This is a genomic window from Sphingobacterium alkalisoli (genome assembly GCF_005049105.1).
Classification (GTDB): domain Bacteria; phylum Bacteroidota; class Bacteroidia; order Sphingobacteriales; family Sphingobacteriaceae; genus Sphingobacterium; species Sphingobacterium alkalisoli.
The window spans coordinates 883,987-900,667 of the sequence record NZ_SUKA01000001.1; the positions used below are offsets into that span (position 1 = coordinate 883,987).

General features: G+C 39.0%; 26 protein-coding genes. All 26 read left to right on the forward strand.

Features of this window, described 5'->3' with window-relative positions:
- Window positions 1–52 precede the first annotated feature (52 nt).
- Entirely contained in the window at window positions 53–790 is a 738-nt protein-coding gene (gene rnc / locus FAZ19_RS03265) for a ribonuclease III (protein ID WP_188876067.1), read from the forward strand.
- 61 nt (window positions 791–851) lie between these two features.
- Window positions 852–2,234: a histidine--tRNA ligase gene (gene hisS, locus FAZ19_RS03270; protein ID WP_136819158.1), complete on the forward strand. Its 1,383-nt coding sequence runs from the start codon at window positions 852–854 to the stop codon at window positions 2,232–2,234.
- Between the two features lie 161 nt (window positions 2,235–2,395).
- Window positions 2,396–3,391: a pyruvate dehydrogenase (acetyl-transferring) E1 component subunit alpha gene (gene pdhA / locus FAZ19_RS03275; protein ID WP_136819159.1), complete on the forward strand. Its 996-nt coding sequence runs from the start codon at window positions 2,396–2,398 to the stop codon at window positions 3,389–3,391.
- Window positions 3,392–3,438: 47 nt separating this feature from the next.
- Window positions 3,439–5,070 (forward strand): dihydrolipoamide acetyltransferase family protein, encoded by a 1,632-nt coding sequence (locus tag FAZ19_RS03280; RefSeq protein WP_136819160.1) that lies wholly within the window; start codon window positions 3,439–3,441, stop codon window positions 5,068–5,070.
- Window positions 5,071–5,174: 104 nt separating this feature from the next.
- On the forward strand, window positions 5,175–6,365 hold the full coding sequence (locus FAZ19_RS03285) for a serine hydrolase domain-containing protein (RefSeq protein ID WP_136819747.1): 1,191 nt from the start codon (window positions 5,175–5,177) through the stop codon (window positions 6,363–6,365).
- A 15-nt stretch (window positions 6,366–6,380) separates the two neighbouring features.
- Window positions 6,381–6,740 carry a CoA-binding protein gene (locus FAZ19_RS03290; RefSeq protein ID WP_136819161.1) on the forward strand — a complete coding sequence of 120 codons (360 nt, stop codon included), beginning with the start codon at window positions 6,381–6,383 and terminating at the stop codon, window positions 6,738–6,740.
- Between the two features lie 495 nt (window positions 6,741–7,235).
- Window positions 7,236–7,853: a 50S ribosomal protein L3 gene (gene rplC / locus FAZ19_RS03295; protein WP_136819162.1), complete on the forward strand. Its 618-nt coding sequence runs from the start codon at window positions 7,236–7,238 to the stop codon at window positions 7,851–7,853.
- A 5-nt stretch (window positions 7,854–7,858) separates the two neighbouring features.
- Window positions 7,859–8,488: a 50S ribosomal protein L4 gene (gene rplD / locus FAZ19_RS03300; RefSeq protein ID WP_136819163.1), complete on the forward strand. Its 630-nt coding sequence runs from the start codon at window positions 7,859–7,861 to the stop codon at window positions 8,486–8,488.
- 1 nt (window position 8,489) lies between these two features.
- Window positions 8,490–8,780 (forward strand): 50S ribosomal protein L23, encoded by a 291-nt coding sequence (rplW, locus tag FAZ19_RS03305; protein ID WP_136819164.1) that lies wholly within the window; start codon window positions 8,490–8,492, stop codon window positions 8,778–8,780.
- A 5-nt stretch (window positions 8,781–8,785) separates the two neighbouring features.
- Complete coding sequence (gene rplB / locus FAZ19_RS03310; protein WP_136819165.1) at window positions 8,786–9,610, forward strand: 50S ribosomal protein L2; 825 nt, start codon at window positions 8,786–8,788, stop codon at window positions 9,608–9,610.
- Window positions 9,610–9,876 carry a 30S ribosomal protein S19 gene (gene rpsS / locus FAZ19_RS03315; protein WP_002997495.1) on the forward strand — a complete coding sequence of 89 codons (267 nt, stop codon included), beginning with the start codon at window positions 9,610–9,612 and terminating at the stop codon, window positions 9,874–9,876. The genes rplB and rpsS overlap by 1 nt, the downstream gene beginning before the upstream one ends.
- A gap of 6 nt (window positions 9,877–9,882) precedes the next feature.
- A complete protein-coding gene (gene rplV, locus FAZ19_RS03320) occupies window positions 9,883–10,311 on the forward strand; it encodes a 50S ribosomal protein L22 (protein ID WP_136819166.1) in 429 nt (142 codons plus the stop codon).
- A gap of 11 nt (window positions 10,312–10,322) precedes the next feature.
- Window positions 10,323–11,123 (forward strand): 30S ribosomal protein S3, encoded by an 801-nt coding sequence (gene rpsC / locus FAZ19_RS03325; protein ID WP_136819167.1) that lies wholly within the window; start codon window positions 10,323–10,325, stop codon window positions 11,121–11,123.
- A 55-nt stretch (window positions 11,124–11,178) separates the two neighbouring features.
- Window positions 11,179–11,601: a 50S ribosomal protein L16 gene (gene rplP / locus FAZ19_RS03330; protein WP_136819168.1), complete on the forward strand. Its 423-nt coding sequence runs from the start codon at window positions 11,179–11,181 to the stop codon at window positions 11,599–11,601.
- A gap of 158 nt (window positions 11,602–11,759) precedes the next feature.
- The gene (gene rpmC, locus FAZ19_RS03335; RefSeq protein ID WP_136819748.1) at window positions 11,760–11,978 is read left to right on the forward strand and encodes a 50S ribosomal protein L29; all 219 of its coding nucleotides are present in this window, start codon (window positions 11,760–11,762) and stop codon (window positions 11,976–11,978) included.
- Window positions 11,979–11,990: 12 nt separating this feature from the next.
- Window positions 11,991–12,245, forward strand: a complete 255-nt coding sequence (rpsQ, locus tag FAZ19_RS03340) for a 30S ribosomal protein S17 (RefSeq protein WP_037498947.1) — start codon at window positions 11,991–11,993, stop codon at window positions 12,243–12,245.
- Window position 12,246: 1 nt separating this feature from the next.
- On the forward strand, window positions 12,247–12,615 hold the full coding sequence (gene rplN / locus FAZ19_RS03345) for a 50S ribosomal protein L14 (RefSeq protein ID WP_002997484.1): 369 nt from the start codon (window positions 12,247–12,249) through the stop codon (window positions 12,613–12,615).
- A gap of 2 nt (window positions 12,616–12,617) precedes the next feature.
- A complete protein-coding gene (rplX, locus tag FAZ19_RS03350; RefSeq protein WP_136819169.1) occupies window positions 12,618–12,959 on the forward strand; it encodes a 50S ribosomal protein L24 in 342 nt (113 codons plus the stop codon).
- Window positions 12,959–13,528: a 50S ribosomal protein L5 gene (gene rplE / locus FAZ19_RS03355; RefSeq protein ID WP_136819170.1), complete on the forward strand. Its 570-nt coding sequence runs from the start codon at window positions 12,959–12,961 to the stop codon at window positions 13,526–13,528. The genes rplX and rplE overlap by 1 nt, the downstream gene beginning before the upstream one ends.
- Window positions 13,521–13,790 carry a 30S ribosomal protein S14 gene (rpsN, locus tag FAZ19_RS03360; RefSeq protein ID WP_136819171.1) on the forward strand — a complete coding sequence of 90 codons (270 nt, stop codon included), beginning with the start codon at window positions 13,521–13,523 and terminating at the stop codon, window positions 13,788–13,790. Before rplE ends, rpsN begins: the two co-directional genes overlap by 8 nt.
- 278 nt (window positions 13,791–14,068) lie before the next feature.
- Window positions 14,069–14,467 carry a 30S ribosomal protein S8 gene (gene rpsH, locus FAZ19_RS03365; protein ID WP_136819172.1) on the forward strand — a complete coding sequence of 133 codons (399 nt, stop codon included), beginning with the start codon at window positions 14,069–14,071 and terminating at the stop codon, window positions 14,465–14,467.
- A gap of 23 nt (window positions 14,468–14,490) precedes the next feature.
- Window positions 14,491–15,045, forward strand: a complete 555-nt coding sequence (gene rplF, locus FAZ19_RS03370; RefSeq protein WP_136819173.1) for a 50S ribosomal protein L6 — start codon at window positions 14,491–14,493, stop codon at window positions 15,043–15,045.
- 5 nt (window positions 15,046–15,050) lie between these two features.
- Window positions 15,051–15,404 carry a 50S ribosomal protein L18 gene (gene rplR, locus FAZ19_RS03375; protein WP_136819174.1) on the forward strand — a complete coding sequence of 118 codons (354 nt, stop codon included), beginning with the start codon at window positions 15,051–15,053 and terminating at the stop codon, window positions 15,402–15,404.
- Window positions 15,405–15,415: 11 nt separating this feature from the next.
- Window positions 15,416–15,934 carry a 30S ribosomal protein S5 gene (gene rpsE / locus FAZ19_RS03380; protein WP_136819175.1) on the forward strand — a complete coding sequence of 173 codons (519 nt, stop codon included), beginning with the start codon at window positions 15,416–15,418 and terminating at the stop codon, window positions 15,932–15,934.
- A gap of 5 nt (window positions 15,935–15,939) precedes the next feature.
- On the forward strand, window positions 15,940–16,119 hold the full coding sequence (gene rpmD / locus FAZ19_RS03385; RefSeq protein ID WP_136819176.1) for a 50S ribosomal protein L30: 180 nt from the start codon (window positions 15,940–15,942) through the stop codon (window positions 16,117–16,119).
- Window positions 16,120–16,233: 114 nt separating this feature from the next.
- Complete coding sequence (gene rplO / locus FAZ19_RS03390; RefSeq protein WP_136819177.1) at window positions 16,234–16,680, forward strand: 50S ribosomal protein L15; 447 nt, start codon at window positions 16,234–16,236, stop codon at window positions 16,678–16,680.
- Window position 16,681 lies beyond the last annotated feature (1 nt).

The following is a 16,681-nucleotide window of genomic DNA, read 5'->3' on the forward strand; positions in this document are numbered from 1 at the left end:
AGATCTTAATAGGTAGTGTTATAGCTGCCTATTTCTTCTTATAGTAAGAAACATGTCTTTAAGTATTTACAAGCTCTATTTATCCCCTCAGAAAGCTTATATAAAAAAGCTTAAGAATTTACTTGGATTCGTTCCAGGGAATGTTAAGTTATATCAAATGGCTTTTCGGCATAAGTCTGTTGCAAAACTGATTAAAGAAGGTGTGAAAAATAGCAACGAGCGCTTGGAGTTCTTGGGAGACGCAGTCCTAGGTTCTGTAGTGGCTGAGTTACTTTTTAAACTTTACCCCTATAAAGATGAGGGCTTTTTGACGGAAATGCGTTCTAAAATTGTTTCCCGAGCTAATCTGAACCAACTGGCCCGCAAGTTGGGATTGAACGAATTAATTCAGTACGATGCGCGTATGATAAGCTACCAAAATAAGCAAGGCTCTTTATTAGGTGATGCATTTGAAGCTTTGGTTGGCGCAGTATATTTAGATAAAGGCTATCAATTTACGCGTGAATTTTTACTTTCACGAATTATAAAGCCCCATGTTGATATACATACGCTAGAAAATACAGAAACCAATTTTAAAAGCCGTTTGATCGAATGGTGTCAACAGGAAGGGAAGGATGTTCAATTTGTGCAGACGGATAACCCTGAAGGTGAATCATCCAAAATGTTTAGTATATTAGTACAGGTAAATGGTGAGGTGTGTGGCTTGGGACGTGATTTCAACAAAAAGAGTGCAGAGAAATTGGCGGCCGAGCGTGCCTGCGAATTCTTGAAGATTATCGAATCGGTATAGTACTTCTTTTTTAACTTTAATTCCTTTTTTCTTATTCGCTTTCTTATATTACCTTTGCGCTATGGCAATAGTAAAACCCTCTTTGGCAAAAGGTACGCGTGATTTTTCTCCCATTGAAATGGAGAAACGCAATTATATTTTCAATGTCCTGAAAGATGTTTTTAAAAAATTCGGGTATAATGAAATTCAAACGCCCTCTTTTGAAAATTTGTCGACACTTACAGGGAAATATGGTGATGAAGGAGATAAGTTGATTTTTAAAATATTGAATTCCGGGGATTACTTAGCTAAGGCCCCCTCGGAGTTATTGTTGTCTAAATCGTCCACTAAACTTACTGCTCATCTTTCGGAAAAAGCGTTACGCTATGATCTAACAGTGCCATTTGCACGGTATGTCGTTATGCATCAGAATGATATTTCATTGCCTTTCAAGCGTTTTCAGATTCAGCCCGTCTGGCGGGCAGATCGTCCTCAACGTGGTCGTTATCGAGAATTCTATCAATGTGACGTGGATGTAGTGGGGTCTGATAGTTTATTGAATGAGGCAGAGTTTATTCTAATCTATCATGAGGCCTTAAAAGCATTGGGGCTACGGGATTTTACGATTAAGATCAATAACCGTAAGATATTAACGGGAATTGCAGAAGTGATAGGTAAGCCTGAGCTTATCGTTGATATGACTGTTGCGATAGACAAGTTAGATAAAATTGGATTGGAGGGTGTGAATAAGGAACTTTTAGAAAGAGGGTTTACAGAAGATGATTTGGAGATGCTAAAGCCGATTATCTTGCTGGAGGGGACTAATTATGAAAAGCTTGGCCAATTAAAATCTGTTTTATCTTCCTCTGAAAATGGACTGAAAGGCATTGCGGAGATTGAGGATGTATTCGCGTATATCCAGCAATTCCAGCAAACCGAAAACAAGTTGGATACGTTTGTAGAGGTTGATATTACCTTGGCGAGGGGATTGAACTATTATACGGGATGTATATTCGAAGTAAAAACGAATGAGGTCGCGATGGGCAGTATCGGGGGGGGAGGGCGATACGATGATCTAACCGGGATGTTTGGTTTGAAAGGTTTGACTGGAGTAGGTGTTTCTTTTGGAGCGGATCGCATTTATGACGTGCTGGAAGAGCTGGATTTGTTTCCGAAAAGATCAATGACAAGTACGAAATTATTGATTGTGAATTTTGATAAAAATGCTGAAACCTTTACCTTGCCCTTACTTTATAAGTTACGTCGAGAGAATATTGCGGCGGAACTTTATCCCACGGCGGTGAAATTAAAAAAGCAGCTGAGCTATGCTGATGCTAAGTCGATTCCATATGTTTTATTAGTAGGAGAAGAGGAGATCCAATCTGGCAAATTGACGCTAAAAGATATGGTTACTGGGGAGCAGAAGTCGTTGAAGGAAGATACGTTAATCGAAATTTTAAGATAATTTCACAGATGGGGCTAGTTAGCTATAGGCACCTTTATGTTATTTTGACATTAATAATAAAATGTAATAAAAATTAACCAATTAGGATGTTAAATGTATCCTTTTTGTCGTTATAAATTATTAGATTTGTAATCAGTTTAGTAAGAAACAAAGACTATAAAATGAGTTCAACACCTATAACAAAAGAAACATATTTAGAGTGGTATAGATCCATGCTACTCATGCGTAAGTTTGAAGAAAAAGCTGGTCAACTGTATGGGCAGCAAAAAATCCGTGGTTTTTGTCACTTATACATAGGCCAAGAAGCGGTGGTAGCCGGGACTATTTCTGCAACGAAACCTGAAGATTCACTCATTACATCGTACCGTGACCACGCACAGGCGCTAGCAAAAGGGGTGTCTGCAAATGCATGCATGGCTGAATTATATGGTAAGGCTACGGGTTGTTCCAAAGGTAAAGGCGGTTCGATGCACTTTTTCTCCAAAGAACACAAGATGATGGGTGGTCATGGTATCGTAGGGGGGCAGATCCCACTAGGAGCCGGCATCGCATTTGCTGAAAAATACTTAGGCAACGATAATGTGAATGTATGTTACATGGGGGACGGAGCTGTTCGTCAAGGTGCTTTCAACGAGACGTTAAATATGGCAATGTTATGGAAGTTGCCTGTCATATTTGTGTGTGAAAACAATGGTTATGCGATGGGGACGTCAGTAAAGCGCACAACTAATATGATGGACATCTACAAAATGGGTTTAGGCTTTGATATGCCGAGTATGCCTGTAGACGGTATGGATGTGGTGGCTGTGCACAATGCTATGGATGAGGCTGTTCAACGCGCGCGTGCAGGTGAAGGTCCTACTTTCTTAGAGATCCGTACGTATCGTTATAAAGGTCACTCGATGTCTGACCCAGCAAAATATCGCACGAAGGAAGAACTTGAGGAATATAAAGGTCGTGATCCGTTGATTACGACTAAAGTCGCTATATTAGAAAATAACTATGCAGATGAGGCCTGGTTTAAGGAAGTAGAGGCAGAGATAAAATCTATCGTGGAAGAATCTGTAAAGTTTGCAGAGGAATCTCCATATCCTAGCGATAATGAACTGTACAATGATATTTATGTGCAAGAGGATTATCCTTTTATATTGGACTAATTCGTACTAATTACTTTAACATTTAAAGATATAATCTACTATAATACATGGCTGAAGTAGTAAAAATGCCGAAAATGAGCGACACCATGACTGAAGGTGTGATTGCTAAATGGCACAAAAAAGTCGGAGACAAAGTTAATTCGGGAGATCTTGTTGCAGAGATCGAAACAGACAAAGCGACAATGGACTTTGAGTCTTATCAGGAAGGTACCTTGTTGTATATAGGCCCTAAAGAAGGTGAAGCTGTGGCAATAGATGCTATCATCGCTATTCTAGGTGAAGAAGGCGAAGCTTACGAAGCTTTGTTAACTGGAGAGTCAACAACGGAAGCACCTAAGGACGAGCAAAAAAAAGAAGATGGCCCTTCTTCGGAAAGTAAATCGGAAACTGATGATACAGGCAAAACGATAACACCGGAAGAATTGGATTGTACTGTTATTACTATGCCGTTATTAAGTGACACCATGAAAGAAGGTGTCATTGCACAATGGAATTTTAAAGTAGGTGATACCATTAAGTCTGATGATGCAATCGCAGATGTGGAAACAGATAAAGCGACGATGGAAGTAACAGCTTATGCAGATGGTACTTTATTGTATGTCGGCTTGGAAGCTGGAGAAGCTGCAAAAGTGAATGATATTATTGCTATAGTTGGTCCTGCAGGTACTGATGTTACACCTTTATTGAATCAAAAGCCTGCTCCAGTGGTAGCTGCGGAAGAAAAATCTGAAGCTAAAGAAGTGAAATCCACGTCTGAATCTTCTTCTGTAAATAATTCATCATCATCAGATGATTCACGGGTAAAAGCCTCGCCTTTAGCACGTAAAATTGCAAAAGATAAGGGTATTAATTTAGATGATGTAAAAGGTTCGGCAGATGGTGGTCGGATTGTTAAGAAAGATGTAGAAAGTTTTGTTCCTACAACTAAGGCTGCTCCATCCCAAGAAAATACGAAATCGGAAACGAAAGTGGTAAGTATTCCGCAATATGTTGGAGAAGAAAGATATACGGAGGCAAATGTTTCGCAAATGCGTAAAACAATTGCTCGTCGGTTAGGCGAATCGCTATTTACGGCGCCTCATTTCTATTTGACAGTAAGCATAGATATGGATAATGCAATTGCCGCACGTGCTCAGATTAATGATGTGGCCCCGGGAAAAGTATCATTCAATGATATCGTCATAAAAGCTGTAGCTATTGCATTAAAACAACACCTTGCGGTCAATTCGTCTTGGCAAGGAGATAAGATACGTTTTAATGAACACACGAATATTGGGGTAGCTATGGCTGTTGAAGATGGCTTGTTAGTTCCTGTCGTCCGCTTTGCAGATGGTAAATCCTTATCACATATTTCTGCTGAAGTTAAAGATTTTGCGCAGAAAGCTAAATCGAAAAAACTTCAGCCCTCAGATTGGGAGGGTTCGACATTTACAGTGTCTAACTTAGGTATGTTTGGTATTGATGAATTTACGTCTATTATCAATTCTCCTGATGGTGCGATTCTTTCTGTAGGAGCAATTCAACAGGTTCCTGTCGTTAAAAATGGTGCTGTTGTTCCTGGCAACATAATGAAGTTGACATTAGGTTGTGATCACCGGGTAGTGGACGGTGCCACTGGTGCTCAATTTTTACAAACATTGAAGGGATTATTAGAAGCCCCAATCCGTTTATTAGCATAATCAAATTTTAGTCAAAATACGGGGCCACTTTAAACAATAAAGTGGCTTCTTTTTTAGTTGTTACCTTAGAAAAACGACTTAATAAATATCAAAATACATTTTCATTGGTAAGATTTACATTACTTCAGTTTATTCTCATCCTTTCTCTTATTGGGTTGCTTAGTTGTTCAAGTGCTGAAAAAAAACAGACCGAAGTCGTACAAAAACAAGCAGAACTTGATAGTATAGCCCTAATCTATGATCACACTCAAGCCGATACTCAGATTGATGAATTTATGATGAAATTGCATAAGAAATCTGGCTTTAATGGAAATGTACTTATTGCTAAGAAGGGCAAGATCATTTACCAAAATTCATTTGGATGGGCTGACTACCTGCATAGAGATAGTTTGAGAATTGATTCTAAATTTGAATTAGCCTCCGTGTCAAAACCAATGACTGCACTTGCTGTTTTACAATTGGTGGATAAAGGAAAAATTAATTTGGAACAACAAGTTAGTGATTTTTTTCCTGGTTTCCCCTTTCAAGGCGTGACGGTTAAACAGCTTTTGACGCATCGTTCAGGTCTGCCCAACTATGTGTATTTTGTTGAAAAATTATGGCCGAATCGAAAGAAAGGAATGACCAACTTGGACGCTATTAATTTATTAATCCAACATAAACCCACTCGATATGGCGCTCCCGATGGAAGATTTCACTATAATAATTCTAATTACATGATCCTTGCCGCAATAGTGGAGAAGATTTCTGGACGTAGTTTTGGCGTTTACATGATGGAACATGTTTTTAAACCTGCCGGAATGAAAAACACGGCGGTTCTGTCTAAAGCGGTTTATGAAAAGATTCCGACAGATGTGGTAGGGCATGATCGTACCTGGCGACGTTCGGTGGTTCAGGATTACTTAGATGGACCCGTTGGCGATAAAGGAACCTATAGTACGGTACAGGATATGTATCTATTGGATATTGCCCTTCGCGAAGGAAGGTTACTAGACAAGTCAATTTTGGATTCTGCATATATTCCGCGAAGTGATGCGAAAAGGGGTGTCTTTAGCTATGGATATGGTTGGCGTACATTCACGCCAGCAAACGGACAAATCGTATATCATACAGGCTGGTGGCATGGGTTTAAAAACCTCTACGTTCGAGATTTAAAAAATGATATAACTATTGTTCTTTTGTCAAATTTTGTGAATAGTAGCTTAAATCAGTTGGATGACTTGTATAAAATCTTAGAAATGCCTATTTTGAGACAAAATGCTTATAATGCAAGTGGAGATTTCGTCGTTAATTGATTGTAATTAGATAATATGAAAAAAACTTTGATCTTAGGTGCAACTACAAATACTACTCGGTATTCTTATTTGGTAGCGAACAAATTAGTACGTAAAGGACATCCTATTGTCAATGTAGGGCGTAAAGTAGGCGAGGTGGCTGGTGTTGTAATAGAGCCTGCGGAGACTATACATACGGATATCGATACTATAACAATGTATGTGGGGCCTCGGAATCAAGCACCCTATTACGATTATATTCTACAAACTAATCCAAAACGTGTGATCTTTAACCCAGGTTCTGAGAATCCTGATTTGCAGCAGAAATTGAAAGACGCAGGCATTGAAATAATAGAAGGTTGTACCTTAGTTATGTTGAATACGGGGCAGTTTTAGAAAAGAAAAAGTGCTAAAAGGAGCTGCGTAAGAACTCTTGAACGACTTTCGTTTCGAATAGAGCGAAAACGAAATGGATCGGTTATAGATACTCTCAATAAAACACATATATTCTCTGACTTTTCGATTTTCTCGAAACTGACAGACAGCGTAAACGATTGGACGGGTTAAGTTACGTTATTTAGTATTAAAAGATAAAGAGGATTCGCGGTTAACCTAGCTTTTGTTCAGGTATTATGTAGAATAGAGGTCGCAAGATTCATTTTATCATCTTTTCTAGTTTTCTGTATTTTTTGCTGGGTGTTGGATACATTTTGTTGCAGCCGCAGAACCCTATCTCGGTGGATGTAACGGAGCTGAGGTTTGGAAAAAATAATTCATTAACTGTTTGATAGTTATAAAATTATTTATACCTTTGCAGTCCCTTAGTGGGAATAGTATGTCTTGAGCGAAGCCCTACTGCTTCGATGGACTTTAATTAATTTATTTTATAACATGTCAGGAATTATTGGTAAAAAAGTAGGAATGACCAGCCTGTACAACGCAGAGGGTAAGAATATCCCTTGTACAGTGATTGAGGCTGGACCGTGCGTGGTTACGCAGATACGTACGGAAGAAAAGGATGGCTATTCCGCTGTTCAATTAGGCTATGATGATGCCAAAGAAAAGAACACGACGGCGCCTTTGAAAGGACACTTTGCAAAAGCAGGGGTGACTCCTAAGCGTAAACTGGTTGAATTCAAAACTTTTGAAGGAGAGAAGCAACTAGGAGACATCGTGGATGTCACACTTTTTGAAGAAGGAGAGTACGTAGATGTAGTCGGCACTTCTAAAGGTAAGGGTTTCCAAGGTGTAATGAAGCGTCACGGATTTGGTGGTGTAGGTGGTGCGACTCACGGTCAGCACAACAGACTACGCGCTCCAGGTTCATTAGGTGCTTCTTCTTGGCCTTCACGTGTATTCAAAGGAATGCGCATGGCAGGTCGTACAGGCGGTGAAAGGGTAAAAGTTCAAAACTTGCAAGTATTGAAAGTTTATGCTGATCAAAACCTAATTGTTGTTAGTGGTTCCATTCCAGGAGCTAAAGGTTCTTATGTAATCGTAGACAAATAGTAGAGATGGAAGTTAATGTATTAAATTTATCAGGTAAAGAAACAGGTGCCAAGGTGCAACTGCCTGAGTCAGTATTCGGCGTAAAGCCAAACGACCATGCGATCTATTTAGATGTGAAACAGTACTTAGCGAATCAACGTCAAGGAACTCACAAATCGAAACAACGTAATGAAATCGCGGGTTCTACTCGTAAACTACACAAACAAAAAGGTACAGGTGGTGCTCGCGCGGGTTCTATCAAATCTCCATTGTTTAATGGTGGTGGCCGTGTATTTGGTCCACAACCTCGTGACTATAGCTTCAAGTTGAATAAAAAACTTAAGCAACTAGCACGTAAATCAGCGTTAAGTTACAAGGCACAGGAAAGTAACATTGTGGTATTGGATGCGGTGAGCTTCGATACAATCAAAACAAAAAACTATGTGTCTTTAATAAGCGCGTTGAACATTGCTGACGAAAAAACATTGTTGGTTTTGTCAGCATATGATAACAATGTTTATTTATCAAGCAGAAACCTAAAGAAAGCAAAAGTTGTTGTAGCATCAGATTTAAATACATATGATGTATTAAATGCTACTAAATTATTGTTGACTGCAGATTCTGTTAAAACTTTGGAGGAAGCATTAGCTAAGTAATATGGAAATTATTAAAAAACCTATCTTAACTGAGAAAGCTTCAATAATGACGGAGAAATTAAACCGTTATGCTTTCAAAGTAGATCACAGAGCCAACAAAATTCAGATTAAATCAGCTATTGAGGAGATGTTCGGTGTTACAGTGTTAGCAGTGAATACAGCAGTAGTGGCTGGTAAAGCAAAGAGTCGCTACACGAAAGCGGGTTTTGTATCTGGAAGAGCTCCTAAATATAAAAAGGCCGTCATTACAATTAAGGACGGTGAAACTATTGACTTTTACAGTGTTATATAAATAGAATGGCAGTTAAAAGATTCAAACCGGTAACCCCTGGTACTCGTTTCAGAGTAGGTGCAGACTACTCTGATGTTACAACTAACGTTCCTGAAAAATCGTTGGTAGTAAAAATCAAGAAATCAGGCGGTCGTAATAATTCCGGTAAAATGACTATGCGTTATCTCGGTGGGGGACATAAAAAATCATACCGATTGATAGATTTCAAACGCGATAAAAAAGATATCCCCGCAACAGTAGCAACGATTGAATACGATCCAAACCGTACTGCACGTATTGCATTATTGCACTATGCAGATGGTGAGAAACGTTACATTATTGCTCCAACTGGTCTTGTAGTAGGCCAAACTGTTGTCGCAGGTGACAAAGTTGCCCCAGAAGTAGGTAATACGTTACCATTAGCTAACATTCCTTTAGGTTCTATTATTCATAATATAGAATTGAACCCAGGTCAAGGAGGCTCGATTGCACGTTCGGCTGGTACATATGCGCAATTGTCGGCACGTGATGGTAAGTATGCAATCATTAAATTACCGTCGAGTGAGACACGTATGATCTTATTGACATGTGTTGCTACTATCGGTTCCGTATCGAATGCTGAAAAATCTATTCAAGTTTTAGGTAAAGCAGGACGCAATCGCTGGTTAGGTCGTCGTCCTCGTGTACGTGGAGTAGCTATGAACCCGGTAGATCACCCTATGGGAGGTGGTGAAGGTCGTACTTCAGGAGGTCATCCTCGTTCACGTACAGGTGTATTAGCTAAAGGCTTTAAGACCCGTTCGAAGAAGAAAATATCAAATCGTTACATCATTGAGAGAAGGAAAAAATAATGGCTCGTTCAATTAAAAAAGGTCCTTATATCGATCACAACTTAGAGAGAAAAGTTCTTTCTATGAATGAAACTAACAAAAAGTCAGTTATCAAAACATGGTCTCGTAGATCTATGATTTCCCCTGATTTTGTTGGCCACACCTTCGCAGTGCACAATGGGAATAAATTTATTCCGGTTTATGTAACAGAGAATATGGTAGGTCACAAGCTTGGAGAATTCGCGCCTACGCGTACATTCAGAGGCCACGCAGAAAAGAAAAAATAATAGGTAATGGAAGCAACAAAAAAACTCAAAAAATCTGTCTTAATTAGACAGCGCAAAGAGCAGGAAAAAGCTCAAGTAGGAGGAGCTTCTACTGCCAAGTTATTGAACTGCCCTACTTCACCTCGCAAAATGCGTTTAGTCGTGGATCTAATCCGTGGCGAAAAAGTGGAAAATGCATTATACATTCTTAAGCACTCAAGTAAAGAAGCTGCTGGTCGTGTTGAAAAATTATTATTATCAGCGATCAAAAACTGGGAAACTGAAAATGAAGGTACTTCATTAGAGAATTCTGCTTTATTTGTGAAAGAGGTGTCAGTAGGTGGAGGCCGTCAATTAAAAAGATTACGTCCGGCTCCACAGGGTCGTGGATATAGAATTCGCAAGCGTTCTAACCACGTGACGTTGGTAGTAGATAGTTTAAACGTTAACAACTAATTTATTATAGAATGGGACAAAAAGCAAATCCAATAGGTAGCAGATTAGGGATCATCAAAGGATGGGACTCTAATTGGTTCGGAGGAAAAAACTATTCCGATAAATTAGTTGAAGATGAGAAAATCAGAAAATATCTTTCTGTGCGTATTGCGAAAGGTGGTGTAGCAAAAGTTGTTATTGAAAGAACGTTGAAACGCATCACAGTTACTATCCATACAGCTCGTCCGGGTATCGTTATCGGTAAGGGAGGTCAGGAAGTTGACAAGATCAAAGAAGAATTGAAGAAATTGACCAAGAAAGATGTTCAAATCAATATTTTCGAGATCAAACGTCCTGAACTTGATGCTAAATTAGTAGCCGAAGGCGTTGCTAAACAATTAGAAGCGCGTATTTCATTCCGTCGTGCAATGAAAACATCAATAGCTTCTACTATGCGTATGGGCGCAGAAGGAATCAAAATTATGTGTTCTGGCCGTTTAGGTGGTGCTGAAATGGCGCGTACTGAGCAGTACAAAGAAGGAAGAACTCCTTTACACACATTGCGTGCTGATATTGACTATGCTTTAGTGGAAGCATTAACTACCTACGGTAAGATTGGTGTCAAAGTTTGGATATGTAAAGGTGAAGTTTATGGTAAGCGTGACTTGTCTCCAAACATTGGTCAAACTTCAGGCGTAAAATCACGCGGTGGTAATGAAGGTGGTGGTGTTGATCGTCGTGATAACCGCGGTGGAGGTAACCGAGGAGGTCGTCGTGACAACAACACAAACAACAATCGTGGTGGTAGCCGTGGTGGAGCAAAAAGAGGGTAATTAAATAATTTAGATTTTAAAATATCTGTATTAACAGATTATAATAAATACGAACATGTTACAGCCAAAAAGAACGAAGTTCAGAAAGATGCAGAAAGGCCGTATGAAAGGTAACGCTTCTCGTGGAGCGGAGTTAGCTTTCGGTTCTTTCGGTATCAAAACATTGGAGCAAGCATGGATCACTAGCCGTCAGATCGAGGCAGCTCGTATCGCCGTTACACGTTTCATGAAGCGTGAAGGCCAAGTGTGGATCCGTATCTTCCCTGATAAACCTGTTACGAAAAAACCTGCAGAGGTACGTATGGGTAAAGGTAAAGGTGCTCCAGAATACTGGGTTGCAGTAGTACGCCCAGGCCGTATGTTATTTGAAGCAGAAGGGGTGCCTTTAGAAGTAGCTAAAGAAGCATTGCGCCTTGCAGCTCAAAAATTGCCGGTTCAAACTAAGTTTGTAATACGTAGAGATTACGTAGAAGCATAATAATAGAGTTTGGTAATGTCAATAGTTTAAGCCTTACGGCCGTTACCCGTAAGGCGTTATATAAGCAGAATTGATAACCCAACATTAACTGAAACTGAAAATGAAATCATTCGAGTAGTCGAGAAGGTTTCATCGGGATCAGTCAAAAATTAATAATGATGAAAAATTCAGAAATCGTAGAATTATCAAAAGAGGATTTAGTAGCTCGTCTTGTAGAAGAGAAGACTGCCCTTAACAAATTGAAATTTGCCCATGCTGTTTCTGCTATTGAGAATCCAAACGTTCTTAAAGCAGCTCGCAAGTCTATCGCTCGTATCTCCACTGAGATCACGAAACGTAAGAATGCTGAAAAATCTGAAACAGCCTCTGAGGCATAAAATTAAGTCGAAATGGAAAGAAAATTAAGAAAAACAAGAATCGGCTTAGTAGTTAGCAACAAAATGGATAAATCCATTGTAGTGACTGTTGAACGTAAAGTAAAACATCCGATCTATGGCAAATTCGTTAAGAAAACTACTAAATTCAAAGCTCATGACGAAACTAATACCTGCGGTATCGGCGATACGGTATTAATCATGGAAACACGTCCGCTGAGTAAGACAAAGAACTGGAGATTAGTTGAAATTTTAGAAAGAGCTAAATAACATGGTACAACAAGAATCAAGACTAAATGTGGCTGACAATAGCGGAGCTAAAGAAGTTTTAGTAATCCGTGTATTGGGTGGTACGCGTAAGCGTTATGCATCTATCGGTGATAAAATTGTTGTTACCGTTAAGAGCGCTTTACCTTCTGGAAACGTCAAAAAGGGATCAGTTTCTAAAGCAGTCGTTGTACGTACGAAAAAGGAGATACGTCGTAAAGATGGTTCTTACATTCGTTTCGATGACAATGCGGCAGTATTATTAAATAACAACGATGAACCACGTGGAACGCGTATCTTTGGCCCAGTTGCAAGAGAATTACGTGAGAAGCAGTTCATGAAAATTGTATCACTAGCACCGGAGGTTTTATAATTATGGCACAGAAAACAACAACAACTCACAAAATCAAGATTAAAAAAGGTGATTTAGTGAAAGTTATCGCTGGTAACTCTAAAGGTGTGCAAGGAAAAGTATTGCAAATTTTAGTGGATGCAAACAGAGCTATCGTAGAAGGCGCTAACATCGTGAAAAAACACACTAAACCAAGTGCGGCTAATCCTAATGGTGGTATCATTGAGAAAGAGGCTGCTATCAACATCTCAAATTTAGCTTTAATTGATCCTAAAACGGGTGAAACAACACGTATAGGACGCAAAGTGAATGCAGATGGTAAAATAGTTCGTTACGCAAAAAAATCAGGGGAGGAGATTAAATAATGACTTACGTACCAAGATTAAAAGCGAAATATGCGGAAGAAATCCGTACAACGCTTAAAGAAAAATTTCAGTATAAAAGTGTTATGCAAGTTCCAAAACTGGAGAAAATTGTCGTATCACAAGGTATTGGAGCTGCCACAGCTGATAAGAAATTAATTGATAATGCAATTTCAGAATTAACGTTGATTACAGGTCAACAAGCTGTTGCTACTAAATCGAAAAAAGATATTTCGAATTTCAAATTGCGTAAGGGTATGCCAATTGGAGCTCGCGTAACGTTACGTGATAACAATATGTATGAATTTCTTGACCGTTTGATCGCAGTATCTTTGCCTCGTATCCGTGACTTTCGTGGTATCAATGACAAAGGATTTGACGGAAGAGGTAATTATAACTTAGGTATTACGGAACAAATTATCTTCCCTGAGATTAACATTGACAAAATCAATAAAATTCAAGGTATGGATATTACATTCGTAACTTCAGCAGGTAATGATATTGAAGCGTTGGAGTTATTAAAGCAATTCGGTTTACCGTTCAAAAATCAAAATTCGAATAACAATGGCTAAAGAAGGATTAAAAGCACGCGAAGTAAAGCGTCAAAAACTGGTAGCTAAATTTGCAGAAAAACGTGCGGCTTTAAAAGAAGCGGGTGACTATGTAGGTTTAGACAAATTACCGAAGAATGCTTCCCCTGTACGTTTACACAACCGTTGTAAATTAACTGGGCGTCCTAAAGGATATATGCGTCAATTTGGGATCTCTCGTGTTACATTCCGGGAGATGGCATTAGATGGAAAAATCCCGGGAGTGAAAAAAGCTTCTTGGTAATTTAAAAAAAATATTTACTTTTGCCCGGATAAGCCTGAAAAAACGGTTTATCGGGTTTTTTAATTGAAATAATTATTTATTGAGTGTCGAAGTTCAATTGCATAAAGAAGCTCGTCATAGGTAGTTTTTATTTTAATGGTAATGTGAAGCTTGCATGAGCTATGTTTTGTTTTTTAACGGTAGTTCAAGCAGGTTTTCTTTGCAAATTTTATTAACAGATAGTAGGTCAAAGGCTTAGGTTAGCCAAAGAAACCATTATCCAAATTTTATATTACATAATGAATACAGATCCAATAGCGGATTACCTTACACGAGTAAGGAATGCCATTAAGGCCAACCACCGGGTTGTTGAAATTCCTGCATCGAACCTAAAGAAAGAAATTACCAAAGTTCTTTTTGATAAAGGTTACATTGCTAATTACAAGTTCATCGAAGAAGGACCACAGGGTTCGATCAAGATTGCTTTGAAGTACAATCCAATTAGCAAAGTACCGGCTATTCGCACAATGACTCGTGTGAGTAAACCTGGTTTAAGAAAATATGCAAGTGTTGACAACCTACCTCGCGTTTTGAATGGTTTGGGTATTGCTGTCTTGTCTACATCGAAAGGTGTTATGACAGATAAGGAAGCTCGCTTACAAAACGTAGGTGGCGAAGTTTTATGTTACGTTTATTAATCTAGGAAAAAACACACAAAGAGATGTCAAGAATTGGAAAAGCGCCCATCGCTATCCCTTCAGGAGTATCGATAGCTGTATCGGATAAGAATCTGGTAACAGTGAAAGGCCCTAAAGGTGAATTAACGCAGCAAGTAGACAGCGACATTACAGTAAAAGAAGAAGATGGAAACATCGTAGTAAGTCGTCCTACTGAGCAAAAAAAGCACAAAGCATTACACGGATTGTACCGCGCATTGATTAATAATATGGTTGTAGGGGTAACAGAAGGTTACAAAACTACGCAGGAATTAGTTGGTGTAGGTTACCGAGCTTCAAACACTGGTAATACGTTAGAGTTAACATTAGGTTTCTCTCACCAGATTGTTTTCGTATTGCCAAAGGAAATTAAAATTACAACAACTGCTGATAAAGGTAAAAATCCTACTATCACTTTAGAATCTATTGACAAGCAATTAATTGGTCAAGTAGCGGCGAAAATCCGTGGCTTCCGTAAACCAGAGCCATACAAAGGTAAAGGTGTTAAATTTGCAGGTGAAGTATTGAGAAGAAAAGCAGGTAAATCAGCTAAAAAATAATAACCATGGCAGGAAGTAAAACAAATCGCAGAGAGCGAATTAAAAAGGGAATAAGAAAGAACCTGACTGGATCAGTTGAACGTCCACGTTTATCAGTTTTTAGAAGTAATAAAGGTATCTACGCTCAGATTATCGATGATACAACTGGAAAAACTTTAGTATCTGCTTCTAGCATTTCAAAGGATTTTGCAGCTGCAGGTAACAAAGTGGAGCAATCTAAAGCAGTAGGTAAATTAGTAGCGGAGAAAGCTGTAGCAGCAGGTATTAGCAAAGTAGTTTTCGATCGTAATGGGTACTTATACCATGGCCGTATTAAATCATTGGCTGAAGGTGCTCGCGAAGGCGGTTTAGACTTTTAATCAATATAGAAATGGCATTAAGCAATATAAAGAGAGTGAAATCAAGCGAAATTGAGTTAAAAGATCGCTTAGTAAGCATCCAACGCGTAGCTAAAGTAACTAAAGGTGGTCGTACATTTAGTTTCTCAGCTATAGTAGTTGTTGGTGATGAAAACGGTATCGTTGGGTATGGCCTAGGTAAAGCAAAAGAGGTCACAGAGGCAATTACCAAAGGTATCGATGATGCTAAAAAGAACTTAGTCAAAGTTCCTATTATTAATGGTACTGTCCCTCACGAGCAATATGGTAAGTATTCTGGTGGATCTGTATTGATTAAACCAGCGGTACACGGTACAGGAGTATTAGCCGGCGGTGCTATGCGCGCAGTATTGGAGTCTGCTGGTATCAAAGACGTACTAGCTAAATCATTAGGATCGTCGAACCCACATAACGTGGTTAAAGCAACCGTTGACGCTTTATCAAGTATGCGTGACGCATATACGGTAGCTCAACAACGTGGTGTCGATTTAAACAAAGTATTTAACGGTTAATTATCATGGCAAAGATCAAAATCACCCAGATAAAGAGCGTTATCGACAGAAGCGAGCGCCAAAAGAAAACTATTGAGGCATTAGGTTTAAGAAAATTGAATCACTCAGTAGAAGTTGAAGCTACCCCGGCTATTATCGGTATGGTACGTAAAGTAAACCATTTGGTAGCTGTAGAGACTATCTAAAATATACTAAGGAGAAGGTATAGTCTACCTTCTCCATTAGTTGTTAATTATCAAATTGTTAATCGTTGTGTCCTGTTTAGTGAAAGCGAAGGCGCAACATAATCTTAGTTTAGAATGAACTTAAGTAATTTAAGACCAGCAGCTGGTTCAACAAAAAGCAAAAAGCGTATTGGTCGTGGTCAAGGTTCTGGCCGTGGTGGTACTTCAACACGTGGTCACAAAGGGGCAGGTTCTCGTTCTGGTAACAGCGCAAAAATTGGTTTCGAAGGAGGTCAAATGCCTTTACAACGTCGGGTCCCTAAATTTGGTTTCAAGAACATCAACCGTGTTGAATACAACGGTGTTAATTTAGATGTATTACAAGCTCTTATTGAGAAATTTAATTTAACAACTATTGATTTTGATACATTAAAAGTTCATGGTTTAGTTTCTAAAAATGACTTGGTGAAAGTATTGGGTCGTGGCGAATTTACGGCTAAAGTAGAAGTTAAAGCACATGCATTTTCAGCTTCCGCACAAAAGGCAATTGAGGCTGCAGGTGGTTCTATCGTTAAACTTTAAT